This window comes from Labilithrix sp. (assembly GCA_019637155.1).
Classification (GTDB): domain Bacteria; phylum Myxococcota_A; class Polyangia; order Polyangiales; family Polyangiaceae; genus Labilithrix.
Genome location: JAHBWE010000039.1, coordinates 1 through 24,522, shown reverse-complemented (window position 1 = coordinate 24,522; position 24,522 = coordinate 1). Strand labels below are relative to the sequence as shown.

The window sequence follows — 24,522 nt, the reverse complement described above, 5'->3', positions numbered from 1 at the left end:
CTCGCGGGCGGCGGCGACGAGGGCCCGATGCTCCCGTCGTTCGAGATCGTGAAGGACGTCGGGTTCGCGGCCGCGCGCCCCGTCCGCGCCGCGGCGGTCGCGCGCGCGGCGATGAGCTCGATCGAGCGATCGTCGCCCCCGAGCATCGGGATCGCGTCGACGAGCGAGAGCATCTCGCCGTCGGTGTGCCAGACCGTCACCGTGTCGCCGTCGGTGCAGATCGCGGAGTCGGCGTCGAGCTCGTAGACGAGGCGCGTGACGACGTCGCGCGAGCAGGTCGTCACCGTCGCGGACACGAGCAGCGACGGCGTGTCGGCGAAGTTCCGCTGGAGGCGCGGGACGAGCGCGCTCCGATCGGGGCCGAGCACCGCCACCCGCCCGCCTCCTGGCGCGGCTTCCGCCGGACGCGCGAGGAGGACGGCGCTCGCGAGCACCACCCCGACAAGGACCGTTCGTTTCAAGAGCCGGCATCCGGCAAGCATGCTTCGGGCCAAGTCGGCCATCTCCCCGTGACCTGCGATTGCAGGCAGTTGCAAGAGCTCCCCCCGCGCGTACGTATAGAGTCTTTCACAGCCACGACGTTGATGTCAGTGGTCCAGGCCCAGGTGTCATCTAGTGTCAGGGGCTTCGCCCCCGACACCCCCACCCCAGACACGGCCCTCGCGCGGAGCGCTCGGGGCGCTTCGCGCCCGCTTTCGCGGCCGCTTCTGGGGCCCCGGGTTGGACTAGGGGCTAGGGGGGGTAGAGGAGGAAGGCTTCGCGTCGGGTCTTGAAGGTGGTGAGCTGGGGGGACCAGGTTGCCTCGATTTCGGCGGGGTCGTGTCCCTGTCGGATTCCGTCCATCGCGGCGGGCCAGCGCAACATGTTGTTCATGTCGTCGAAGGTCCACTCGTCGGGGTGGACCTCGTGGAGCGCGGTCGCGATCGCGATCGCGGTGCGGATCGGCTCGAAGCGCGCCGGCTCGGTGACGCGCACCTTCAAGGCCTTGCACTTCTTGCCCGCGTGCACGCTCGATCGCGGCGTGACCTCGGCGACGTCGAAGGCGACGCCGGGCGTGCTCGAGAGCCGGCGCACGACCGCGGTTGCGTCGAGCCAGGGCGCGGCGACGATCTCGAACGGCATGTCGGTCCCGCGTCCGACGCTCACGTTCGTGCTCTCGAGGAGACCGATCGCGGGGTAGAGCTCCACCGCCTTCACCGAGCGGAGGTTCGGCGACGGCGCGGTCCACGTGAGGCCCGTCGTCGTGAACGGGTCCTGCCGGCGCCACCCGATCATCTTCACGACCTCGGGCTGGAGGTCGATCTTGTCGTCGGCGGCGAAGAGGCCCGCGAGCTCGCCCATCGTCATGCCGTGGCGGATCGGGAGCGCGTGATGGTTCACGAAGCCCTTCGGCTCCGCGAGGACGGGTCCTTGCACGAGCACGCCGCCGATCGGGTTCGGGCGATCGAGGACGACGAAGCGGAGGTGCCGCTCGGCCGCGACCTTCATCACGCGCTTCATCGTCGAGGCGTAGGTGTAGAAGCGCACCCCGACGTCCTGGAGGTCGAACACGATCGTGTCGACGCCGTCGAGGCTCTCCGCCGCCGGCGTCGTGCGCTCGCCGTAGAGGCTGTAGACCGGGATCCCGCCGTAGCGTTCGTCCGCGATCTTGCCCTCGCGATCGCCGCCCATCCCGTGCTCGGGCGTGAAGATCGCGCGCACGCTCACGCCGCCGTTTCGGAGCACGTCGACGGTGGCGCTCCCGTCCTTCGCGCGCGCGCTCGCGTTCGTCACCACCGCGACACGTGCATTCTGCAATCGTGCGAACGACTCCGCGCGGAGGACGTCGATCCCGGTCTTCGTCTCCGCCGCCGCGACCGCGAGCGACGCGACCTCCTGCACGAGCGGGTTCACCGCGCCCTTGCCGTCGGGGTGGACCCGGTTCGAGAGGAAGACGACGAAGAGGTCCTTGTCGGGATCGATCCACAGCGCGGTCCCGGTGTAGCCGCCGTGCCCGAAGGCGCGCGGCGAGAGGAGCGGGCTCTTGTGCGTCGCGAACGAGCTGTCGAGGTCCCACCCGAGCGCGCGCCCGCCCTTCGGCGTCTCCTGGCGCGCGAGGAAGCGGTCGATCACGCTCGCGCCGAACACGCGCTTGTCGTCGAGCACGCCGCGCTGGAGGAGCGCGCGCGCGATGCGGGAGAGATCGCGCGCGGTGGAGAACACGCCGGCGTTGCCGGAGATGCCGCCGAGCGCGAACGCGCGCGGGTCGTGGACGTCGCCCTGGATGATGCCGCCGTCGCGCCACTCCGTCGGCGCGGTGCGCGCGCGCAGGTCCGAAGGCGGAAGGAACCCGGTCTCCTTCATCCCGAGCGGTGCGAAGACCTCGTCCGCGGCGAAGGCCATGAGCGTCTTGCCGCTGACGCGCTGGACGATCTCCTGCAGCACGACGAACCCGACGTCCGAGTACGTGAACGTCGTGCCGGGCGCGTTCTTGAGCGTGAGCGCTCCGATGCGCCGCATGAGGTCCGAGCGATCGGGCGACCAGTCGGCGAGCGGCGTGATCGCGGGGAGGCCGCTCGTGTGGACGAGGAGCTGGCGCACGGTGAACGGCGGGAGGCGCGCGAGCTCGGGCACGTACGTCGAGGCGCGGGCGTCGAGATCGACCTGGCCGCGATCGACGAGGACCATCAGCGACGACGTGGTCGCGACCGGCTTCGTCAGCGACGCGAGATCGAACACGGTGTCCGCCGTCATCACCGTCTTCTCCGGGAGCAGCGATCGCGACCCGTACGCGCGCGTGAACAGGATCCCGTCGTGACGCCCGACCGCGACGACGCAGCCCGGCAGCTTGCCCGCCGCGATCGCGGCCTCGATCGGCGCGGTGAGCGCGGCCCACTCCGGCCCGTAGGCCGGCTCGGCGGGTCCTGCGTCGACGGGCGCTGGTGCCGCCACTACTAGAGGAGGAGGCGGCGGCGCTGTGATCGCAGGCGGCACCGGCGCGGGCGGCGGCACGCGTGCAAAACACGACAAAAGCACGCCAGCGAGCGCAAATCCGCAAAAAGCCCTGCGAAACACGGCGTCCTCTCTACTGTGTCGCATGCCTCGGCCAGGAAATCCGTAACTCAGGGCTGAGTGGCGTTCGTGCGCTGCCGTGCTATTTGCTGGCCGCAAATGAAGCGCTTCATGCTGTCGGTGGTCGGGGCGGCGTCGATCGTGGCGTTGGGGATGGCGTGCAGCTCCGATCCTTCGGGCTCGGGCGCGAACAACGACGGCGCGAGCAGCGGCGTCGTGCCTCCCGGCGGCAAGCTGCCCGACGGCGGCTTCAACGATCCTCCGTTCACCGCGCCCGAGTGCGTCGTCGCGGAGGGGGAGATCGCGGAGGAGGCGAAGACGCTCGCCGACGAGTCGGGCCAGGCGACCGCGACGGCGGAGGGCGCCGGCTGCAAGCGCACCTTCACCGTCGACAGCACCGCGCCGCGGAAGGACAACGTCCCCGAGGGCGCGCGGACGTTCGCGGAGGAGGGGCGGCCGAGCCTCCAGACGACGAGCCCGCTCTTCGACGCCCTCTACCAGCTCGCGCTCGAGGAGGCGCAGGAGTGCTCCGTCTCCGCGATCAAGGACTACGCGTTCAACGACGGCGCCGAGACCGCGTGCGGCGAGGGCGGCTGCTTCGAGACGGGCCGCAAGTGGAACTACGTCTGGACGCGCGACACCGCCTACGCGGTCGACCTCGGGCTCGCGTGGGTCGATCCGATCCGCGCTCGCAACTCGCTCGCGTTCAAGCTCTCGAAGCGCCGCGACGGCACCGACATGCAGATCGTGCAGGACACCGGCACCGGCGGCAGCTACCCGGTCTCGACCGATCGCTCGGTCTGGTCGATCGGCGCGCGCGAGGTGCTGCAGCACCTCACCGGCGACGCGCGCACGAAGTTCCGCGACGACGCGCTCGAGGCGGCGAAGAACACGATCGCGCACGACCGCGCGACGGTCTTCGACGAGAGCGACGGCCTCTACCGCGGCGAGCAGTCCTTCCTCGACTGGCGCGAGCAGACGTACCCCGGCTGGGCGAACCCCGACCTCGTCCACATCGGGATGAGCAAGGCGCTCGGCACGAACGTCGGCCACCTCTCGCTCCTCGATCTCGCCGCGGAGCTCGCGGAGGAGACCGGCGACGCAGAGGCCGCGACGACGATGCAGGATCGCGCGAAGGCGCTCCGCGCCGCGATCCGCACACGCTTCTGGCTCCCCGAAGACAAGCAGCTCTCGACCTACATCACGACGCAGCTCGATCCGTCGCCGGTGCGGCGCTTCGATCTGCTCGGCACCTCCCTCGCGGTGCTCTTCGACGCGACGTCGCCCGACGAGGCGAAGCAGGCGATCGCGAGCTACCCGACGCTGTCGAAGGGCCCGCCGGTGGTCTTCCCGCAGCAGAAGGAGACGCCGATCTATCACAACCGCGCGATCTGGCCCTTCGTCACCGCGTACTGGGTCAAGGCGGCGAAGAAGGTCGGCAACGAGCGCGCGTTCGAGGAGGGCATCAAGTCGCTCGTCCGTGGCGCGGCGCTGAACCTCTCCAACATGGAGAACCTCGAGGTCGTCACCGGCACGCACTGGGTCGAGGACGGCGCGTACTCGGGCCCGGTCGTCAACTCGCAGCGTCAGGTCTGGAGCGTCGCCGGCTACATCGGGATGGTGAACGGCTCGCTCTTCGGCGTCTCGCTCGAGAAGGGCGGCGTCCGCGTGCAGCCGTTCCTCACCCGCGGCCTCCGCGCGATGTTCCCGAACGCGAAGAAGATCGCGCTGAACGACGTCGTCGTCCGCGGCAAGAAGCTCAGCGTCGTCCTGAACCTCCCCGACGACGCGCAGGTGTCCGCCGGCGGCGCGTACGTGATCGAGGACATCCGCTTCAACAGCGTCCCCCCCGAGGAGGGCGGCTTCATCGCCGACTCCCGCCTCAAGGAGCGGAACCTCGTCGAGGTCGACTTCGCGCTCCCGACCGCGCCTCCCGCCGCGCTCAAGGTGATCGGCGACGTCTCCGACTACCGCTCGATCTACGCGCCGCGCACGCCGTCGATCGCGTCGCTCACGCTCGACGGCGGCAAGGTCGTCGTGAACGCCGACTTCGCGAACGAGGTGCCGGCCGAGATCACGTGGAGCGTCTACCGCGACGGCGCGCGCGTCGCCACCGGCCTCGGCGCCTTCACGAAGACGTGGAAGGACCAGGACACGAACGGCGACGCCACCCCGAGCCACTGCTACACGATCGAGACGCGCTTCGGCTCGAGCGGCAACCTCTCCCAGCACGCGAAGCCGGCGTGCTTCTGGAGCTCGAACCCGCAGAACCGCATCACGTCGAAGTACGTGGGCACCCGCGACGTGACCGTCACCGGCGGCACCGTCGTCGACGGCCACACGACCGACTGGGGCGACGCGGAGGACGAGCTCGCCGCGACGTTCACCGCGACGCGCTCGGGCGCGCACCTCGTGCAGGCGGTCTACGCGAACGGCGCGGGCCCGATCAGCACCGGCATCACGTGCGCGGTGAAGCGCGTCACGGTGGAGGAGCAGCCCGGCGGCGGCGTGGTGGGCTCCGGCTACATGATGATGCCGCAGCGCGGAGACTGGGCCTCGTGGGGCGAGTCCTCGTTCGTCCGCGCGAACCTCACCACCGGGAAGACGTACAAGGTCCGCTTCTCCCACGACGCCAAGAGCACGAACATGTCCGCGTTCGAGCACTTCGCGGTGTACACCGGCGGCACCGGCGGCAAGGCGGGCGTCTTCTTCAAGGTCGATCTCCGCGAGATCAAGCTGCTCTCGCTCGTCCCGTAGCCGCAGCCGCAGCGCACGGTGAACGATCGCGAGTGCGTCGCGCTGCTCACGTGGGCGCTCCCGCGCCTCGGTCTTCGCTGGCGCGGCTTCAAGGACCTCCGCCGCCAGGTCTGCCGCCGCATCATCGCGCGCGCCGCGGAGCTCGGCGTCGCGACGGCGGACGAGTACCGCGCGCGCATCGAGGCCGATCCGGCGGAGCTCACGCGCCTCGACGCGCTCTGCTTCGTCACCATCTCGCGCTTCTATCGCGACGCCCCGGTCTTCGACGCGCTCCGCCACACGCACCTGCCGCGCCTCGCCGAGGCCGCCCGCGCACGCGGCACGCTCCGGGTATGGAGCGCCGGCTGCGCCTCCGGCGAAGAGGCCTACACGATCGCGATCCTCTGGCACCTCGAGCTCGCCGCGCGCTTCCCGGACGTCACGCTCTCGCTCCTCGCGACCGACCGCGACGCCACCGTCCTCCGCCGCGCGCGCGCCGCGGTATACCCGGCGAGCAGCCTGCGCGAGCTCCCGCCCGATCTCCGCGCCCACGCCTTCGAGCCCGCCCGCGCCTTCGAGCCCGCCGTCGCCGCGTCCGCCGTCGCCGCGTCCGCCGTCGCCGCGTCCGCCGTCGCCGCGTCCGCCGTCGCCGCGTCCGCCGTCGCCGAGCCCGCCGTCGCCGAGCTGCGCCTCCGCGCCGACCTCCGCGCGGGCGTCCACTTCGAGGCGCGCGACCTCCGCACGTTCGTCCCTCCCGCGCCGCAGGACCTCGTCCTCTGCCGCAACGCCGTCTTCACGTACTTCGACGAGCCCTCGCAGCGCGCCTTCCTCGATCGCCTCCCGCTCGTCCCCGGCGGCCTCCTCATCCTCGGCAAAGGCGAATCGCGTCCGGGCCCGTAAGCCGCTCCTTCCGAGTCGACCGTGTCGTAGCGCCGGGAGCTTCTCGTCCAAAAGGTCGTCGCCACTCGAGGAGGATTTTTTAGGCCAGCACGAGTAGCCGGCCTTTCGCTACGCCTTTGGTCAGGGGCGCTGTGAGGATCAGCCGTTCGCAACGCCTCGCGGCAACATCACGCCGAAGCTTCCCCCCCCCGCGCGCCCCCACCCCCGCCTCACGAACGCTCCCCGCCCTTCATACGAACCGCCCGCTATCAGGGAGCAGCCTTGCGGCGCAGACCCACCGTTGCAGGCTCCGTCGCGCCCGCCCTTCCTTCCAGTCCAACGAGCGCGTGCTCATAGCCGCCGTCGCGTAGCACCTTCCTTTCCAGTCCAACGTGAGCGGCTCATAGCCGCCATCGCGTAGCACCTTCCTTTCCGGTCCAACGTGCGCGGGGTTCAGTGCCGTAGCGCGTACTCTCCTTTCCTCTCCTGCCCGGCGGGGGCTCGGTGCTGCAAGCCCGGGAGGGCGTCGAAGCGGAGGTGCCGCCGTCGCGTGCCGGCCGATGGCGGCGAGGCACGTCGTCGCTCAGTGTTGCAGGCGCGGGAAGGCGTTGAAGTTGAAGGGGAGGGGCCGCCCGGCGTGTGCCGGCTGATGGCGGCGAGGCACGTCGCTCAGTGCTGCAGGTGCCGCCGTCACGTGCCGGCCGGTGGTGAGGCGCGTCGTCGCTCAGTGCTGCAGGTGCGGGAGGGCGTCGAAGCGGAGGTACCGTCGCGGCCGGCCGGTGGTGAGGCGCGTCGTCGCTCAGTGCTGGTGCGGGAGGGCGTCGAAGCGGAGGGGCCGGCGTCGCGTGCCGGCCGTGCGGCGAGGGCGCTGAAGCGGAGGGCCACCGTCGCGTGCCGGCCGATGGCTGCGAGGCACGCCGTCGCGTGAGGGCGTTGAAGCGGAGGGTCGTCGTCGCGTGCCGGCCGATGGCGGCGAGGGGACGCCGTCGCGTGAGGGCGTTGAAGCGGAGGGTCGTCGTCGCGTGCCGGGCCGGTGGCGAGGCGCGTCGTCGCTCAGTGCTGCAGGCGTGGGAGGGCGTCGAAGCGGAGGGGGCCGCCGGCGCGTTGCCAGCCCTTTGCCGCGAGCCATGTCGTTGGAGGGTGAATCGGAGCTTTGCCTGGCCAGTGCTCGCGAGCGCGCTCGATGATGCGTGGGTACGGCGCGAACGACGCGTGCCATCCCTCGAACCAGGGGGCAGAGCTCTTGTCGTCGAGGAAACGGAAGAACGCCGCGCGGTAGCTGCCGTCTGCGAGGGCGTGCTTGCGCGCGTTGAAGAGGATGTAGACGAGCGCGTTGCGGACCTCGGTGGGCGTCGTCAACGCGCGGCGATGATGGCGCTCGCGGAAGAGGCTGCCGTGACGCCGCGCGACGCGGTTCACCGCGAAGGCGATGCGCGAGAACAGGAGCTTCAGCCCGCGCGCGAGGTCCTGCTTGCTCGCGCCCTCCACCATCAGGTGCAGGTGGTCCTCCTGGATGGAGTAGTGCACGACCTTGACCCCGCGCTTCACCGCGCGAGCGATCTGCTCGACGATCGCCAGGTGCACGCGCTGCGCTCGCAGGTTCGGGCCGAGCCGCACACGCTTCATCGACACGTGCACGGGGTGACCCTCGACATGCTCGGGCCGCGCGACATGCGGCAGCATCCCGACGCGCTCCGGCCGCGGCGGCCGCCCGAGGCGCGGCGCCCCTCGAGGCCGCCGCTTCCGGCGCCGTCCCTCGACACCTTCGAGCGCGAGCTGCTTCATTCATTCAGCATAGCATTATTTATGGACGAATCAAGGTAACCCGGAGGGAGGTCGCTCCTGCAGGCGCGGCCTCCGAGGGCGGGCTCCACGGTGGCGCCCGGCACCTCCCTCGGTGGGGTTACAGTGCCCCACATTGTCACCGTAAAGATCCACCGGCGAACGAATCGATCACGCGAAATCCTGCGCAATTCTTGGGGCAAAGGGTTGTCCTACATCGGCATACCTCATGCTGATCACCCCCGATCATGTCTCGTCGCCTTGCTGTCGCCGCGATGCTTGGGCTCGTCGCTTGCTCCTCCGCTGCGGCGGAAGAGGAGGCGGCCGCGAGCGCCGATCAGGTCTCCTGGGAGCCCCTCTCCGCGACGATGGGGAACCCGCCGAACTTTTCGCAGCTCGGGAACGGATCGCTCATGTCCGTCGTCTCGCGCGCGGCCGGCGAGAACGTGACGCGCGGGATGGGGGACGGGCGCGGCGCCAAGGCCGGCGCGCTCGTCGAGCTGTACTGGCCGCACTACGCCGCCGACAACCTCTGGGACTCGTACGTCGGGATCAAGACGCGCGGGCAGAAGCTCCGCTGGGCCCACGACCTCGCGCTCACCGGGCAACGCATCGTCCCCGACACCGGGCTCGTTGTCACCGAGCTCGCGAAGGACGGCGTTGCGATCACGATCGAGGACGTCGTGCGGCCGAAGAACGACGCGCACGTGCGTCGCGTCACGGTGAAGAACACCGGCCGCGGCCGGCTCGAGGACGTCGACCTCGCGTTCTACGCCTACTACGCGATCGGCAACTTTCCGCAGGGCGATCGCCTCCGCTACGACGCCGCGTCCGGCGCGCTCCTCCAGTCCGACGAGGGCGCGCGCGCGGCGGTCGCCACCGTCGCCGATCGCGCGCCCACCATCGCCCATTGCGGCCACGTGTTGATCCCGTTCGGCGACGAGCGCGACGCGCGCATGGCGGCCGAGGACGACCTGAAGCTCGCGCCGTGCCGCAAGACCGAGGACGCCGGGCTCGGCGGCGTCAACGGCGTGATGGTGCATCGGCTGCCGGCGCTCGGACCCGGCGAGTCGGGCGCGATCACGTACGCGATCGGCATGGGCGCCGACGAGGCGACCGCGCTCCGCGAAGCGCGCGCCGCGACCTCGTTCCCGGCGGCGCAGCGAGAAGACGCCGCGCGATGGGCGGCCGAGCTCGCGCGCGCGACGTACCCCGCGCGCCTCCCCGAGGACGCGCGCGAGGTCTACCGCCGCGCGCTCATCACGATCCTGCAGCACCGCGTCGACAACGGCGCGTTCGTCGCGGCCTCCACCCTCACGAGCCCCGTCTACAAGCTGGTGTGGCCGCGCGACGGAGCGAAGACGGCGGTCGACATGCTCGAGGCCGGGTTCGTCCCCGAGGCGAAGGAGTTCTTCGAGCTCCTCGAGAAGCTCCAGAAGCCGGACGGCAGCTTCGCGATCAACTACCTCCCCGACGCGAGCCGCGCGTTCTTCGACTTCGGTCGCGACGGCAACGAGAACGATCAACCCGGCATGCTCCCGTGGGGCGTCGAGCGCGTCCTCGAAGCGACGAACGACACGGCGTGGGCCGCCGCGCGCTGGCCCGCGATCGAGCGCGCCGCGAACCACCTCGTCACGATCTCCGAGGGTGGCCTCGTCCTTCCGTCGCGCGATCTTTGGGAGCTCGAGACCGGCTCGAGCTGGACCTACGCGAACGGCTCCGCCGTCGCCGGCCTCGAAGGTGCGGCCCGCATCGCGCGCGCGCTCGGCAAGGACGGCGCTCGCTACGACGCGCGTGCAGAGGTCATCAAGAAGGCGATGGGCGAGCGCCTCGTCGCGCGCGGCGGCTTCTTCGCGCGCGGCGCCAAGAAGGACTTCTTCGGGCGCGAGCAGATCGACGAGCGTCTCGAGATCGCGAACCTCGCGCTCGGCAAGGGCGGCTTCGAGGTCTTCGCCGACGACGATCCGCGCGTCGCGAAGGTCGGCGACCTCGTCGCTTCGCGCCTCGGCACGCCCGGCGGCTCGGTGCGTCGCTACGAAGGCGACGCTTACTACGGCGGTCAGCCCTGGCCGGTCGCGTCGGCGTGGCTCGCGCTCCACCGCCTCGCGCGCGGCGATCGCGCCAAGGCGGTCGCGCTCTTCGACGTGATGACGGCGCAGGCGCACGCGACCGACGCGCTCACCCTCGGCGAGCAGTTCGACGAGGAGCACCAGGTGTGGCTCAGCGCGGTCCCGCTGGTCTGGAGCGAGGCGGCCTACGTTCGCACCGCGCTCGCCCTCTACGGCGAGTAAGCTCCATGGAGTGAGCAAGGCGTTCACGAAGGAAGACGACGACGCGGGCTTCGCGAAGCCGCCGAGCTCGACGATGCTCGCGGTCCCGACGGGCCCGTTTCGTCTCACCGCCTTCGGCGCCGCGAAGCTCCGTCGCTCGGACGACGAGCGCGTCCGCGAGGCGCTCGCGCTCGCGGAGATCGTGCCGCCGATCGACGCGCCCGATCGAGCGCTCCTCGGCGTCGTCGTCCGCGTGCGCGACGAGCAAGAGCACGAGCACGAGTACCGCCTCGTGTCGGCGGCGGAGCGCGCGCTCCTCGGCGAAGGGTGCAGCGTCGATGGGCCGCTCGGTCGTGCGCTCCTCGGCGCGCGCGTCGGCGACACGCGCGAGGTCGCGCTCCCACGCGGCCGCACCGAGCTCGAGGTCGTCGCGCTCGTCGCGCCGGAGACCCCACCGCCGTGACGCGCGCGCTCTTCGCCGGGGCCGCGCTCCTCGCGGCGTGCTCGCTCACGATCGACACCGGCGATCTCACCGGCGGCCCCGCGGCGAGCTCGCCCGCCCCCGACGCGGGCGACGCCGGTCCTCCGTCGCTCGATGACGCCGGCCCTATCCCCGACGGCGCGTCTCCGCCCGTCTGCGATCTCCCCACCGATAGCGATCCGAAGAACTGCGGCGCGTGCGGGCGCGACTGCCTCGGCGGCGCGTGCACGAACGGGACGTGCGGAGTGAGCGTGATCGCGCGCGACTTCGACGGTCCGCTCGGCGTGAGCGTCGCCGGCGGCAAGGTCTACGTCGGTCACGCTGGCGGCCTCGTCGAGCTCGACCTCGACGGCACGAACCGCCGCACCGTCGTCGCCGATCTCCACGCCACCTACGTGCACGCGACCGAGACCGACGTGTTCTTCGCCGAGGGCACCACGAGCTCGATCCGTCGCTGGCCGCGGAGCGGCGGGAGCGCGGCGCTCGTCGTCGGCGCGCCGAACATCCTCGGCGTCGCGCTCTCGCCGACGCACCTCTATTACACGCGCTACACCAGCCCGAACGCGGGCGGCGGCGTGTACCGCATGACGTACCCGAACACCGGCGGACCGGAGCTCCTGTTCTCGTACGACCGCGCCGAGGAGATCGACTGGCTCGACGGCAGGATCTACGTCGGGAGCGACGGCGAGAGCGACGCCGTCATCGCGGTGAACGACGACGGCACCGGCGAGCGGACGACGCTCCTCGAAGGCGGCGGCCCCGTCGCGGTCAGCGTCCTCGGCGCCGACGCCTTCATCGCGCGCCAGGGCGGCGAGGAGGTGCTGCGCGTCCCGATCGCCGGCGGCGCGCCGGAGTCGCTCGTGAAGAGCCCCGACCAAAGCCGCCCCTCCGGCATCGCCGCCGTCGCGGGGGCGATCTACTGGGTCGAGGTCGACTCCGGCGAGCTCGACGTCCTGGTTTATTAACGTCAGGGGCTTCGCGGCCCTCGCGCTGCGCGCTCGGGGCGCTTCGCGCCCGCATTCGCGGCCGCTTCTGGGGCCCCGTGTTCGAGCGCTACTTGGTGTTCGAGTGCTACTTGGCGGTGAAGATGGCGGCTTCGCCTGGGCCGAGGGTGAGGGTGCCGCTGGTCGAGAACGAGCCGGTGCCGAGGGCGCTCGTCCAGGAGGCGACGCCGGCGAGGTCGAGCTGGTTCAGGTCGACGGGGCGAGCGCTCACGGCGGCGCCGCGGTTGATCGCGACGACGGCGATCTCCTTCGGACCCGACTGGTACGCGTAGACCCAGAGGTCGCTCGTGCTGAGGAGCGTCTTGCGGTCGCCGCGGCGGAGCGCGCGTGAGCCGGTGCGCGCGGCGCCGAGCTTCTGCGTCCATGCGCGGAGGTCCTGCTGCGCGGCCGTGAGCACCGGGGGCTGCGAGCCGGGACGCGCCATCTCGAGCGCGACGAGGTCGTCGCCCGCGCCGTCGAAGAGCATGTTGCGACGCATGTCGGGATCGCCGCCGCCGCCGAACGCGACCTCGTCGCCCTGGTACAGGTACGGCACGCCCGGGATCGAATAGAGCACCGTGAGCGCGCGCTTGAGGCGGACGTAGACCTGCGGGTCGGTGTACGCGAGGGGAGGGAGGTCGCCGTCGCGGCAGCCCTCGGCCCAGCGGCAGCCGAGCTTCGGGTCCATCGCCGCGACGCTCGCGATGCGATCGTTGTCGTGGCCGTTGAGGAACCGCACGTTGCGGTTGCCCTTCACGTACGTGTTCTCGCCGTGCCGGATCGCGTCCTCGATCTCGTTGAGCGGTTTGTCGCCGCGGAGGAGGCCGTCCGCCATCCAGTGACGGGTCGGGAAGTCGAACTGGCCGTCGAGCGCCTGCGGGCCGGTGTACGCGTTGATCCAGTCGTAGCCGCTCGAGAAGCTCTCACCGAAGAAGGTGCCGCTGTCGCCGCCGCCGACCGCGATCTCGCCGACCATGAAGACGCGAGCGCCGCCCTGCTCGAAGCGGCGCGCGAGCTCGGCGCGCATGTTGTAAACGCTGTTCGCCTCGACGTGCTTGACCGCGTCGACGCGGAAGCCGTCGAGGTCGTACGCCGCGATCCAGTTCACCGCGTCGGCGATGAACTGCTTCTCCGAGCCGGGCTGGTTCCAGTCGATGTCGGGGAGGTACGGCTGGAAGAGGCACTCGAACGGCTTCTCGCTCCAGCCGCAGCCGGGCGTGCCGCACTGGCACGCGGTGCGGAACCAGTCCGGGTGGTCCTTGAAGTACTCGTGGTCCTCGTGGATCTGGTTGTTGATGAGATCGAGCAGCACGCGGATGCCGCGCGCGTGCGCGGCGGTGACGAACTTCTTGAGCGCGTCGTTCCCGCCGAAGCGAGGCTCGACCGAGCGCGCCTTCACCGGCCAGTAGCCGTGGTACGCGCTGAAGAGCTGACCGCCGTCGCCGTAGTGCCACTTGCTCGTCTGCTCGTTGGTCGGAGAGAGCCAGATCGTGCGGACGCCGAGCTTCTCGAAGTAGCCGCTCTCGAGCACCTTCGTCGCGCCCTGGAGGTCGCCGCCGTGCCAGTCCGCGTCGTAGTGCACGCCGCTCGCGACCGGCGCGTCGTTCGCCTTCTCGCCGTTGGCGAAGCGGTCGAGCAGGATCATGTACATGACCCCGTCCTGGTAGTCGAAGACCTCGTCCTCGACCCAGAAGGGGAGATCGATCGGCTCGGACTCGCGCTCCTTCTTGTCGAGCGCGCGGAGCGACAGCGTGTGCTTGCCCTTGGCGAGCGCCTTGTACTCGAGCTCGATCGCGCCGTTCTCGGCGTCGATCGCGACGACGTTCGCGTCGGCGACGGGCGCGCCGTCGAAGCTCGCCTTCACGCGATCGACGGGCTCCTTGTCCGACGCGCCGAGCACGTCGACGCGGACCTTCATCGTGCCGCCGTCGATCGCGACCTTGCCGGAGCGGAGCTCGGGCCCGGCCTCGCACGCCGGCAGCACGAGCCCCGAGTTCATCTGTCCGCCGACGATCTTGCGGTACTTGTTGGCCGGGTCGATGTGCCAGTTGCCGTCGACGATCAGCTTGTAGCCGTAGACCTGCCCCGGCGCGGCCGTCGCGCTCGGCGCGATCGTGATCTCGAACGCGCTGCCCGTCTTCGTGAGCGCCTGCGCGCCTTCGGCCCACGGCGGCGACGTGAACTCGCCCGCGATCTTCACGTCGTTGCCGGGCCCCTCGTACCGGATCGTCGTCCCGCACGGCCGCGCCGCGAACTTCGCGCCGTCGGCGAACACGATGTCGCTCTCGACCTTGCCGTTGGGCCCCGGCGTGCCACCCTCCGGCTGCACGACGACGCCGCCCTTCTTGCCGCCGATGACCCCGCCGTCGGGCTCCGCGTTCGGCCCGTCCCCGTCCGACGACGAGCAGGCCGCGGCGAGGACCCCTGATCCCAAGAGCATGAATGGAACGACGAGCGACAGCTTCACGGCGGCGTTCACGTACCTCAGGCATGAGTGACGAGCAAGCCGCCGCGACGCTTTTTCCGCGTCTCTTTTCATCTCGGGCCGAGCGTGAGCTTCGACTTTACGACCCATTTCAGGTCGGCGGTCTGGTCGAGGCGCTCCCAGGTGACGGCGGCTTCCCAGGACGCGCCGGTCTTCGTGAGGGTCGCGCGGAGCTCGGTGCGCGGGCCGCCGCTGCCGCGGAAGGTGAGGTCCGGGCCGTTCACCTGCGCGAGGGCGAAGGTCTGCGGCTTCGAGCCGAGGGGCGCGTACATGCACGTGCCGACGAGCCGCTCGACCATGTCGTTCTTCGCGCTGCCGCTGATCACCGAGCCGGACGGCGTGATGACGAGCTCCATCTCGACGTTCCGCATCGTCACGTCGTAGCTGCAGTGCGGGGCGACGCCGCCGAACGGCACCGTCGGCGTCGCGGAGAGGATGCCGCGGAAGTTCGAGGCCTGCTCGCTGGGGCCCGACCCCGTGTCCGGGGAGCCCGCGTCGAGCTCCGGCAGGACGCTGTCGTCGTCGTCGTCGCTGCCGCCGGACGATGACGACGACGACGACGTGCCGTTCCGCGTGGAGAGCGGCTTCACGCCTTCGTCGTCGGACGCTCCGCAGGCCGGCGCGAGCAGCGCGAGCGTGACGAGGAGGAGCGCGCGGCGCAGCACGGGTCAACGCGGCCCGAGCGTGATCTTCGTCTTCACCGTCCAGTCGAGCGGATCGGGCTGGTCGGTGCGATGCCACGTCGCCGACGCCTCGTAGGAGCCGCCGACCTTCTTGAGGTCGACGACGAGCGACGTCGCGGGCCGGTTGCCCGCCGCGCCCTTGAACGCGAGCTGGCTCTCGCCCGCGCTGGTCTCCGTCATCGTCGTGAACGAAAACGTCTGGTCCGACGGCGGCGCCGGAGAGTAGGTGCACGGCGGCACGCTCGCCTCGATCATCGTGTCCCGCACCGTCGCGGCGATGACCTGACCGCTCGGCAGCACCGTGACCTCGATCGCGACGTTCTTCAGCGTGACGTCGTAGTTGCAGAAGTTGCCGCCGGTGCCCTGTCCGCCGAACCGCACGGTGGGCGTCGCGTCGAGCGTCCCCGCGTACGTCGTCGCCATCCCGCCCGGGGCCGTCTCGACCGGCTCGTTCACGACGGGCTCCGTCGTCGACGGCGCCTCCTCCTTCTCCTTCCGCTCCTCGACGATCTCGTCCGACGCGCGGTCGTCGTTGCCCTTGCGCGACGAGAGCGGACGCGTGCCCACGTCGTCCGGCGGCGCACACGCCGCGAGCGCGAGGAGGAAAAGCATGAAGAAAGACCCGTGGAGGCGTCTCACGACGGAGATTTTACGCCTGCGGAGGCCTATCGCCTACCGAATGGCCAGCGATTCGACCTGCGTCACGCAGGTCTGAGTCACCTTTTTCGGGACCGCCCTCCGCACCCGTGCTAGGTGCGGACCCCGTGCGGCCTCGGATCCTGCTCGCCGTTGCGCTCGTCCTCGCGACGCCGAGCCTCGCGAGCGCGCAGGGGCGCGCGCCGAAGCGCGAGGCGCCGGCGGAGCCGGAGGTCCAGGAGCCGAAGCCCGCGCCCGCGTCCGCGCCCGCGAGCGACGGACCGAAGCCCGCGCCCGCGAGCGACGGACCCATCACGTCCGACACGAGCGCGCCGTCGATCCCGGGCGCGACGTCGTCGCCCGCGCTCGCGCGCGGAAACCAGCCCGTCCGCGGCACGCTGGAGGAGCCGCCCTCCAGCCACGAGGGGGGCTTCGTGTTCGGGTCCTACGGCCGCGTCTGGGCGGCGAGCGATCTCCGCGGCAGCACCGGACGCGGCACGAACATCGTCGCGTTCGGCCCCCGCATCGTCGACGAAGGCAGCTACGGCGAGCTCGAGCTGCGCCGCGAGGACACGTTCAACCCTCGCGTCAAGACGCGCATCGTCGCGACGCTCGCGCTCTTCCCGCCGTTCTTCCACTTCACGGGCAACCCGGCCAACAGCATCGGCGTCCGCAACCTCTACGCGCAGGGCACCTACGACAAGCTCACGCTGTGGGCCGGCTCGCGCATGTACCGCGGCGACGACATCTACCTCCTGAACTGGTGGCCGCTCGACAACCAGAACACGATCGGCGGCGGCGTCGGCGGACCGGTCTACAAGTCGGCCGACGGCTCGCAGGAGACGATCCTGCAGGGCCACGTCGGACAGCAGCGGCTCGACAACCCGTACCAGTTCCAGCAGGTGCCGGTCGTCGCGCCGTTCGGTTTCGGCACCGTCGACGTCACGAAGCTCGATCGCCCGCGCACGATCGAGACGGGGAAGGTGACGCACTTCGTCCGCCCGGGCGGCGGACCCGCCGGCTTCAAGGTCGTCCTCTACGGCGAGCTCCATCAGGTCGCCGCCGGCGTCCTCCGCGATCCGCTCACGCAGCGCGATCGCGGCCTCCCCGGCGACTTCGGTTTCCTCCTCGGCTCCCAGCTCACCTACTTCGCCGGCAAGCGCGACACGTACGCTTCGCTCGTGATGCGTTATGCGCGCGGCATCGCGGCCTACGATCCGCTCGCGGCGCCGATCACGTTCGAGCTCGATCGGAGCGTGAGCGGCGCGAGCGAGACGCAGGTCGCGCTCTCCGGCAACTGGGAGAACGACCTCGTCGCGTTCACCGGCGCCGCCTATGTTCGCTTCTTCCGCGACGCCGGCCCGGCCGAGACCTCCACCCAGAAGTACGACGAAGGTGTCGTCGTGCTCCGCCCGAGCGTCTTCCTCGGCGACTACTTCGGCATCTCGGTCGAGGGCAGCTACCAGGCGCGGCGGATCGCGATCCAGGACCCGAACGGCGACGGGCCGCTCACCGCGTCCGTGCTCAAGGCCGGCATCATTCCGTACTTTTCGCCGTCGGGGAAAGGTACGTTCAAGCGCCCGCAGATCCGCCTCCTCTACAACGCGAGCCTCCGCAGCGCCGGGGCGCGCGCGCTGTACGCGATCGAGGACCCGTTCTCGCAGCGCAGCGTCGAGCACTTCATCGGCCTCGGCGCCGAGTGGTGGTTCAACTCCTCTTCGTATCCGTGAGACCGATCATGAAGTCCAAGGTCCTCGCTCTCGGAATGCTCGTCCTCGGCGCCGCCGTCGTGCCGGAGACGGGCTGCGTCTCGGTCTCGGACGAGCACGCGCAGCCGACGCTCGGCACCCACGTGGGCGACTGGCGCGACGAGGTCATCTACCAGGTCCTCATCGACCGCTTCGCCAACGGCGACGTCAACAACGACTACATGGTCCGGCCCGGCGCGCTCGCGCGGTTCCAGGGCGGCGACTGGCGCGGCATGGCCGAGCACCTCGACTACATCAAAGAGCTGGGCGTCACCACGCTCTGGATTTCCCCCATCGTGAAGAACGTCGAGACCGACGCCGACGTCGACTCGTATCACGGTTATTGGGCGCAGGACCTCACCCAGGTCAATCCCCACTTCGGCGACGTCAGCGAGCTCCGGCGGATGATCGCGATGGCGCACGATCAAGGCCTCAAGATCGTGCTCGACATCGTCACGAATCACATGGGGCAGCTCTTTTATTACGACACGAACCTGAACGGGAATCCCGACATCTACATCGGCGGCAGCGGCGAGCTCCCGGTCGTGTCGAGCAAGACCCCGCTCTCGCGCATTACCGAATACGATCCGGACTGGGACCCGAAGGGCGTGCAGGCGTTCACGTCGCTCGGGCCGGCGGGGCGCGCGCCGCTCATCTTCTTTCAGATGCCGGAGATCAACCGCGTGCCGCCGGCGGGCATCCTCGGGACCGCGCGCGCGTATCACGGATTCGGACGAATCATCAATTACGAGGAGCGGAAGCAGACCGAGCTCGGCGACTTCCCCGGCGGCCTCAAGGACGTGGCGACGGAGGACCCGGAGGTCCGGGCGGAGCTGATTGACAAGTACACGCGCTGGGTCGAGCTCCTCGACCTCGACGGCTTCCGCATCGACACGGTGAAGCACGTCGAGGAGGACTTCTGGACCGAGTTCGCGGGCAAGGTCCGCGCGCGCCTCAAGCCGCAGAACAAACGGAACTTCCTCATGTTCGGCGAGGCCTTCGACGGCAACGAGGAGATCCTGAGCCGCTACGTGAAGCCGGGGATGCTCGACAGCGTCTTTTACTTCTCGCAGCACTACCAGGTATTCCGCGACGTCTTCATGTACGCGCACGACGCGATGAAGCAGCAGGGCACCGAGAAGATCAAGGCGCTCTGGGAGGCGCGGCGCGAGCGCTACAACGACGAGCCGCAGGTGGACGGCATCGGCGTCTCCCCCGCCCGCGCGCTCGTGAACTTCATGGACAACCACGACGTCGCGCGCTTCCTCTTCGAGGCGCAAGGCAACAAGGACGCCCTCCGCAACGCGCTCACGCTCCTCATGACGGAGGAGGGGATCCCGTGCATGTACTACGGCACGGAGCAGGAGTTCGCGGGCGGCAACGATCCCGCGAACCGCGAGGTGCTCTGGAACACCGGCTTCAACCGGAGCAACGACACGTTCCGCCACTTCGCCAAGCTCGCGCGCATCCGCCAGCAGTACCCCGCGCTCCGCCGCGGCGACACGAACATCGTCTGGGCGAGCAGCCACACCGGCGCCGAAGAGGACGCCGGCATCTTCGCCTACGAGCGCACCGGCGGCGAGGTCGGCGACGAGTACGCGCTCGTCGTCCTCAACACGAACGACCGCAAGGACAGCTCGACCTCGAACGAGGGCGTCGTGATGACGACGACCGCAGCGAACACCTCGCTCATCGACGTCCTCGACCCCGATCAGGCGACGTTCACCGTCCCGCCCTCCGGCGAGCTCCGCATCACCGTCGCCAAGCAGCGCGCCCGCATCCTCGTCCCCGCCGCCCGCTGAGAGCTTGGCCCGCCTCTTTGGCCGCCTGGTAGTTCGAAACAAGGTCCGCGCAAAGGGCGATCGGCCGAGCAAGCCCGCCGTGCGGCGCTCGCGCTCCCGTTCGCGCTGACGCTAGCCGGGGACGAGGCCGACGCGGCGGCCCAGGTCCGAGGTGAAGACGTTCTTCGGGTCGTACTTGGCTTTGAGCGCGAGCCACTCGTCGAGGCGGGGGTACATCGCGCGGAAGGTGTCCGCCTCGACGTAAGAGTCTTTGCCGAGGTAGATGCGGCCGCCCGCGTCGAGGATCATCGCGTCGAGCTTCCGCAGCAGCGCGACGGTGCCGGGGCGGATCGGGAAATCGATCGCGAAGGTGTAGCCCTCGCGCGGGAAGGAGAGGAGGCCGCCGCTCTCCTTGCCCATGCGCTTCAGGATGTTGAGGAACGGCAGCTCGCCGGCGGAGAGGATGACCTCGAGGAGCTGGCGCATCTTCTTCTTCGCGTCGGCGAACGGAATCACGAATTGGTACTGCGTAAAGCCGCTGTGGCCGTATCCGCGGTACCAGTCCGCGATCATGTCGAGGGGATAAAAGAAGTTCTCGTAATGGGCATAAGCGCCCGGCTTCCGTTGGATGAACAGGATCAGCTCGTTGACGACGGCGATGCTCGCGCGGTTGAGCGCGATCTCCGGCATCTCGAACGGGACCCCGAGCTTCGGCTTCGACGGGGAGAGCAAGAGCGGCGCGCCGGCGAGCTCCTCCGGCAGCTCCTCCCGCGTCGCGTGGTCGCCCACCACGAGGACGCCGCCGCCGAGCCGCGTCCCGGTCCCCATGATGTCGAGCGTCGCGACGGAGTAGGGGAACGCGTGATCGTTCTCGTCGAGGGCGTCCATCATCCCCTCGAGGTCGTACGCGATGATCTTCTTCTGCCGGAAGTACGTGGTCTCGATGCGGCGGAGGCGGATCGTCGCCGTGAGCACGACGCCGAGGAGGCCCATCCCGCCGAACGAGGCCCAGAAGAGATCGGCGTTCTCGGTCCGGCTCGCGGTCACGACCTCGCCGCTCGCGAGGAGCACCGTCATCGCGTCGACGCAGCTCGAAAAGGAGCCCTGCGCGTGGTGCGCCTTGCCGTGGATGTCGTTCGCGATGCAGCCGCCGACGGTGACGAACTTGGTCCCCGGCGTGATCATCGGGAACCAGCCGCGCGGCCCGAAGACGCGGATGATCTCCGCGAGGCTGACGCCGCCCTCGCACGCGAGGACGCCGGTCTCGGGATCGAACCCGACGAGCCGGTTCATCATCCGCGTCCCGAGCACGAGCTTGCCCGCGTTGAGCGCGGCGTCGCCGTAGCTCCGCCCTAGCCCGCGCGCGATCGTCCCGTCCCGGTCGATCATCGCGGCGAGCTGCTCCGGTGTCTCCGGCTCCTTGTAGACGCATTCGGAGCGCACGTTCGCGCCCCAGCCGGCGAGGGTCGTCATGGGAGACTCACAGCGCCGAGATGATACCCGGTATCCGCGCCTCACATGGGCGGGAACAGACGCTCGATGTCGAGCTCGATGGCGTCGAACGGACCAACGCGCGCGGTCTCGCCCGCGGTCCATGCGCCGAGCCGGAACCAGCTTCCGTCGCGTAGCTCGAGCGCTTCGACGACCCGCTCGGAGGGGCTCATGATCCAGTAGAACGCGACGCCCGCGCCGGCGTAGAGGTTGGCCTTGTACACGCGATCGTGCCCTTCGTTCGACGGCGAGAGGGCCTCGCAGATCCAGTCGGGCACGACACGGATGGGCCGCATTCCCCACGGAGAAGGAAGTCGCTCGCGGCGCCATCCGCTCGCGTCCGGACGGACGATCCTTCCCGCGAGCTCGACCTCGACCTCCGGCAGAATCCACCAACCGCCGGGCCCACCGCGTCCGTGATCGTCGTCGAACGGGCCGCCGACGTATCGTCCGATCGTGCGCTGCGCGCGGCCGTGCTCGGGGAGCGGCGGCGGCAGATGGACGATGGCGCCTTCGATGAGCTCGGCCCGCGCATCGTCCGGCAACGCGAGGAGATCCTCGATTGTCGCGCGCTTTCGTGCGGGCTCCACTCCGGGAGAGTAGCCGGTCCCTCTCCGCGCGGTAAGGTGGCGGGGCGATGGTCGTCCTCCGCTTGCTCGGTCTCCTCCTCGATCTCCTGCTCCTGCCGCTGCGTCTCCTCCAGCGCGGGCGCGCCGTTCGGCCCGGGACGTGGCTCGGCGTGACGATCGACGGGCCCGTCGTCGACCTCGTCGCGCCCGAGCGCTCCTGGAAGCGCCTGCTCCAGGTCCGCGCGCAGAAGGCGGTCTCGCTCCATCGCCTCGACGAGGCCGTCCGCGCGATGAGCGCCGACGATCGCGTGAAGGGGCTCCTCGTCACGATCCGCTCGCTCGGCGCGGGGATGGGCGCGGCGGCGTCGCTCCGCGCGATCCTCGCGCGCGCGCGGGCGGCGGGGAAGGAGGTCGCCGTCCACCTCCCGATGGGCGGCGGGAGCAAGGAGGTCTACGTCGCGAGCGCCGCGAGCAAGGTGTTTCTCGGGCCGACCACGCACCTCATGCCGCTCGGGTTCCGCTCCGGCTCCGTCTACGTGAAGAGCGCGCTCGACAAGGCGGGGATCGAGCCGCAGGTCTTCGCGTGCGGCGAGTTCAAGTCGGCCGGCGAGTCGCTCGTCCGCGACTCGATGAGCCCGCAGCAGCGCGCGCAGCTCGAGCGCATCGTCGAGTCGTTCCACGACGCCCTCGCCGAGGCGATCGCGGAGGGCCGCGGCGTCTCGCGCGAGCGGGCGGTCGCGATGATCGACGAGGCGCCCTATTTCGGGCGCGCGGCGGTGGACGCCGGCCTCGCCGACGACCTCGCCTACGACGACGAGGTGCCGGTGAAGTTGGGGCTCGCGCGCGTGACCGACCTCGTCGACGCGGGCGGCTACCTCGCGCGCGTGAAGCGCCCGCTCGTTCGCCGCCTCGGGCGCGCCTCCGCGATCGCGGTCATCCCGATCCACGGCCCGATCACGCACGTGGCGGGGGCGTTCGGCGCGCTCTCGACCGACGAGCGGGTGGGGCGGATGGTGCGCGCGGCGCGGAAGGATCAGCGCGTCCGCGGCGTGATCCTCCACGTCGACTCTCCCGGCGGGAGCGCGCTCGCCTCGGATCGGATGCACCACGAGATCGTGCAGCTCGCGCGCGAGAAGCCGGTCGTCTGCTGCATGGCGAACGTCGCCGCGAGCGGCGGCTACTACGTCGCCGCGCCGGCGAAGCGCATCGTCGCGCAGCCGACGACGATCACCGGCTCGATCGGCGTCGTCGCGGCGCGCCTCTCGCTCGACGGCCTCTTCGCGAAGCTCGGGGTGACGGAGGAGAAGGTCTCGCGCGGCGCGCGCGCGTCGCTCCTCTCGGCGGTGGGGCCGCTCGACGACGACGACCGCGCCGCGCTCACGAAGGAGCTCGACGCGACGTACCGCGCGTTCGTCGGCGTGGTCGCGGTGGGCCGCTCGCTGCCGGAGCCGGAGGTGGAGCAGCGCGCGCGCGGCCGCGTCTACACCGGGACCGACGCGCACGCGGCGAAGCTCGTGGACGTCCTCGGCGGCTTCGACGTCGCGGTCGCGGAGCTGCGGGAGCTCCTCGACGCGTCGGTCCGCGACGAGGCCGAGGTCGTCCTCGCGACGACGCCCCAGCGCGCGGTGCCGGTCCTCGATCCGCCGAAGGCCGCCGCCGCCGCGCTCGCCGCGCTCCTCCCTCCGCGCGAGCGCGTCCTCCTCGAGCTCGCGGGCGAACGCGTCCTCGCGCTCGGGCCGATCGTCGAGACGTGAGGCGCGCTCAGACGCCGAGCAGCTTGTTCATGCTTGCCTCGTCGGCGGGCGTGAACGGGTACTGATCGAAGTCGCCGCTCGCGACCCATTTGTACGCGTTCACCGCGAGCGCTTCGAGCGACTCGGACGTGAGCGTGCACTCGTAGAGGAAGAGGTCGACGACGTAGTGCTCGTACGGGTGGCTGACGAAGGAGATCAGCTTCCCGACCGCGATCGACGCGCCGAGGCGATGCCGGAGCTCGCGCTCGAGCGCTTGCTGATCGGTCTCGTCCGCCTCGACGCGACCGCCCGGGAACTCCCACATGAGCGGGAGTACCGCGGTCGCGCGGCGCTGCGTGATGAGGTACTTGCCGTCGCGCTCGAGGACCGCCGCGACGACGCGGATCGTCTTCGGCGTCCCCCCGGCCGCCATCCTCAGACCGCCACGCGGAACAGCTGCTGGCCCATCAAGAGGACGTCGCCGCTCTTGATGTCCGTCTCTTCGCGCAGGCGGAGGAACGAGCCGTTGGAGCTCCCGAGGTCGGTCAGCATGAGGCGGCCGCCCTCCCACGAGAGGCGGCAGTGCAGGCCCGAGACGTAGCCGTCTTCGGGGAAGAGCACGTCGCCGCGCTCGCGGCCGAGGTGCACACCCGTCTCCGGGATCGGGAACGCGTTGCCGGTGACGTCGCGCCCGATGACGAGCGCGATGCGACCGACGTAGCCCTTCGAGGGCGAGCCGAGGCGCTCGACGCCGTCCGCGCCCGGGGTCTCCTTCTGGAGCGGCTCGTACTTGATGATCTCCTGCCCGATGCGGAACATCTCGTTCGGGCGGAGCTCGACGGGGACGTCGCGAACGAGCTTCTTGTAGACGCCGTTGAGCGAGGCCTCGTCCTTCACCGTGTAGCGTCCGCCCGACTGCTTGAAGGTCGCGTGGCGCGGGGAGAGGTAGCTGTCGCCGGCGAAGATGCTGCCGGTCTCGCGACCCACGGTGACGGTGCCGGCCGGGAGCGCGTAGGTGCCGGCCTCGCTGCCGTCGGCGCGCAGCGCGGTGAGGTGGATGGTCGGCCCGCTCGCGGCCGCGGCGGCGGAGCCGGAGGGCTTCGGCGCCGGCGCCGCCGCGCCGCCGAGGCGGAAGCCGCAGGACCCGCAGAAGAGGTTCGACGGCGCGTTGACGTGGCCGCACTGCGGGCACGCGATCGAGGCGCTCGCCGAGG

General features: G+C 70.5%; 18 protein-coding genes. 8 read left to right on the top strand and 10 right to left on the bottom strand.

Going from position 1 to position 24,522, the window contains the following annotated elements:
* Together KF837_44525 and KF837_44520 are read right to left on the bottom strand one after the other, a co-directional pair.
* Positions 1–461: hypothetical protein (locus KF837_44525; protein MBX3234441.1), on the bottom strand; the 461-nt coding region annotated here is incomplete at its 3' end.
* A 271-nt stretch (positions 462–732) separates the two neighbouring features.
* Positions 733–2,931, bottom strand: a complete 2,199-nt coding sequence (locus tag KF837_44520) for a DUF1343 domain-containing protein (protein ID MBX3234440.1) — start codon at positions 2,929–2,931, stop codon at positions 733–735.
* A 219-nt stretch (positions 2,932–3,150) separates the two neighbouring features.
* On the opposite strand from KF837_44520, the gene KF837_44515 reads away from it, so the two are divergent.
* On the top strand, positions 3,151–5,808 hold the full coding sequence (locus tag KF837_44515) for a hypothetical protein (GenBank protein MBX3234439.1): 2,658 nt from the start codon (positions 3,151–3,153) through the stop codon (positions 5,806–5,808).
* A gap of 18 nt (positions 5,809–5,826) precedes the next feature.
* Positions 5,827–6,687 (top strand): chemotaxis protein CheR, encoded by an 861-nt coding sequence (locus KF837_44510; GenBank protein MBX3234438.1) that lies wholly within the window; start codon positions 5,827–5,829, stop codon positions 6,685–6,687.
* A 1,032-nt stretch (positions 6,688–7,719) separates the two neighbouring features.
* Here the strand turns inward: KF837_44510 and KF837_44505 are convergent.
* Entirely contained in the window at positions 7,720–8,451 is a 732-nt protein-coding gene (locus KF837_44505; GenBank protein MBX3234437.1) for a hypothetical protein, read from the bottom strand.
* A 245-nt stretch (positions 8,452–8,696) separates the two neighbouring features.
* On the opposite strand from KF837_44505, the gene KF837_44500 reads away from it, so the two are divergent.
* The 3 genes from KF837_44500 to KF837_44490 are packed head-to-tail and all read left to right on the top strand — an operon-like array spanning position 8,697 to position 12,164.
* On the top strand, positions 8,697–10,739 hold the full coding sequence (locus KF837_44500; GenBank protein MBX3234436.1) for a hypothetical protein: 2,043 nt from the start codon (positions 8,697–8,699) through the stop codon (positions 10,737–10,739).
* A 10-nt stretch (positions 10,740–10,749) separates the two neighbouring features.
* Positions 10,750–11,181 carry a GreA/GreB family elongation factor gene (locus KF837_44495; protein MBX3234435.1) on the top strand — a complete coding sequence of 144 codons (432 nt, stop codon included), beginning with the start codon at positions 10,750–10,752 and terminating at the stop codon, positions 11,179–11,181.
* Positions 11,178–12,164 carry a hypothetical protein gene (locus KF837_44490; protein ID MBX3234434.1) on the top strand — a complete coding sequence of 329 codons (987 nt, stop codon included), beginning with the start codon at positions 11,178–11,180 and terminating at the stop codon, positions 12,162–12,164. The genes KF837_44495 and KF837_44490 overlap by 4 nt, the downstream gene beginning before the upstream one ends.
* Positions 12,165–12,270: 106 nt before the next feature.
* On the opposite strand, the gene KF837_44485 is transcribed toward KF837_44490, so the two are convergent.
* From KF837_44485 to KF837_44475, 3 genes are all read right to left on the bottom strand, one after another.
* Positions 12,271–14,649 carry a hypothetical protein gene (locus KF837_44485; GenBank protein ID MBX3234433.1) on the bottom strand — a complete coding sequence of 793 codons (2,379 nt, stop codon included), beginning with the start codon at positions 14,647–14,649 and terminating at the stop codon, positions 12,271–12,273.
* 68 nt (positions 14,650–14,717) lie between these two features.
* The gene (locus KF837_44480; protein ID MBX3234432.1) at positions 14,718–15,332 is read right to left on the bottom strand and encodes a hypothetical protein; all 615 of its coding nucleotides are present in this window, start codon (positions 15,330–15,332) and stop codon (positions 14,718–14,720) included.
* Positions 15,333–15,335: 3 nt separating this feature from the next.
* Positions 15,336–15,989, bottom strand: a complete 654-nt coding sequence (locus tag KF837_44475) for a hypothetical protein (protein MBX3234431.1) — start codon at positions 15,987–15,989, stop codon at positions 15,336–15,338.
* A 125-nt stretch (positions 15,990–16,114) separates the two neighbouring features.
* On the opposite strand from KF837_44475, the gene KF837_44470 reads away from it, so the two are divergent.
* Together KF837_44470 and KF837_44465 are read left to right on the top strand one after the other, a co-directional pair.
* Positions 16,115–17,716, top strand: a complete 1,602-nt coding sequence (locus KF837_44470; GenBank protein ID MBX3234430.1) for a carbohydrate porin — start codon at positions 16,115–16,117, stop codon at positions 17,714–17,716.
* An 8-nt stretch (positions 17,717–17,724) separates the two neighbouring features.
* Positions 17,725–19,536 (top strand): alpha-amylase, encoded by a 1,812-nt coding sequence (locus tag KF837_44465; GenBank protein MBX3234429.1) that lies wholly within the window; start codon positions 17,725–17,727, stop codon positions 19,534–19,536.
* Positions 19,537–19,647: 111 nt separating this feature from the next.
* Here KF837_44465 and KF837_44460 read toward each other — a convergent pair whose 3' ends face one another.
* Positions 19,648–20,988, bottom strand: a complete 1,341-nt coding sequence (locus KF837_44460; protein ID MBX3234428.1) for an FAD-binding oxidoreductase — start codon at positions 20,986–20,988, stop codon at positions 19,648–19,650.
* Positions 20,989–21,029: 41 nt separating this feature from the next.
* Positions 21,030–21,596: a Uma2 family endonuclease gene (locus tag KF837_44455; protein ID MBX3234427.1), complete on the bottom strand. Its 567-nt coding sequence runs from the start codon at positions 21,594–21,596 to the stop codon at positions 21,030–21,032.
* Between the two features lie 47 nt (positions 21,597–21,643).
* On the opposite strand from KF837_44455, the gene sppA reads away from it, so the two are divergent.
* Positions 21,644–23,329 carry a signal peptide peptidase SppA gene (gene sppA / locus KF837_44450; GenBank protein ID MBX3234426.1) on the top strand — a complete coding sequence of 562 codons (1,686 nt, stop codon included), beginning with the start codon at positions 21,644–21,646 and terminating at the stop codon, positions 23,327–23,329.
* Positions 23,330–23,336: 7 nt separating this feature from the next.
* Here the strand turns inward: sppA and KF837_44445 are convergent, their stop codons facing one another.
* Positions 23,337–23,741, bottom strand: coding sequence for a (deoxy)nucleoside triphosphate pyrophosphohydrolase (locus tag KF837_44445; protein MBX3234425.1), 405 nt, complete (start codon positions 23,739–23,741; stop codon positions 23,337–23,339).
* 2 nt (positions 23,742–23,743) lie between these two features.
* Positions 23,744–24,522: FHA domain-containing protein (locus tag KF837_44440; GenBank protein MBX3234424.1), on the bottom strand; the 779-nt coding region annotated here is incomplete at its 5' end.

Bases quoted from the DNA above. Each gene is read 5' to 3' on its own strand.
- KF837_44515 (MBX3234439.1), top strand. From the start codon at position 3,151: ATGAAGCGCTTCATGCTGTCGGTGGTCGGGGCGGCGTCGATCGTGGCG.
- KF837_44505 (MBX3234437.1), bottom strand. From the start codon at position 8,451: ATGAAGCAGCTCGCGCTCGAAGGTGTCGAGGGACGGCGCCGGAAGCGG.
- KF837_44500 (MBX3234436.1), top strand. From the start codon at position 8,697: ATGTCTCGTCGCCTTGCTGTCGCCGCGATGCTTGGGCTCGTCGCTTGC.
- KF837_44465 (MBX3234429.1), top strand. From the start codon at position 17,725: ATGAAGTCCAAGGTCCTCGCTCTCGGAATGCTCGTCCTCGGCGCCGCC.
- KF837_44460 (MBX3234428.1), bottom strand. From the start codon at position 20,988: ATGACGACCCTCGCCGGCTGGGGCGCGAACGTGCGCTCCGAATGCGTC.
- sppA (MBX3234426.1), top strand. From the start codon at position 21,644: ATGGTCGTCCTCCGCTTGCTCGGTCTCCTCCTCGATCTCCTGCTCCTG.
- KF837_44445 (MBX3234425.1), bottom strand. From the start codon at position 23,741: ATGGCGGCCGGGGGGACGCCGAAGACGATCCGCGTCGTCGCGGCGGTC.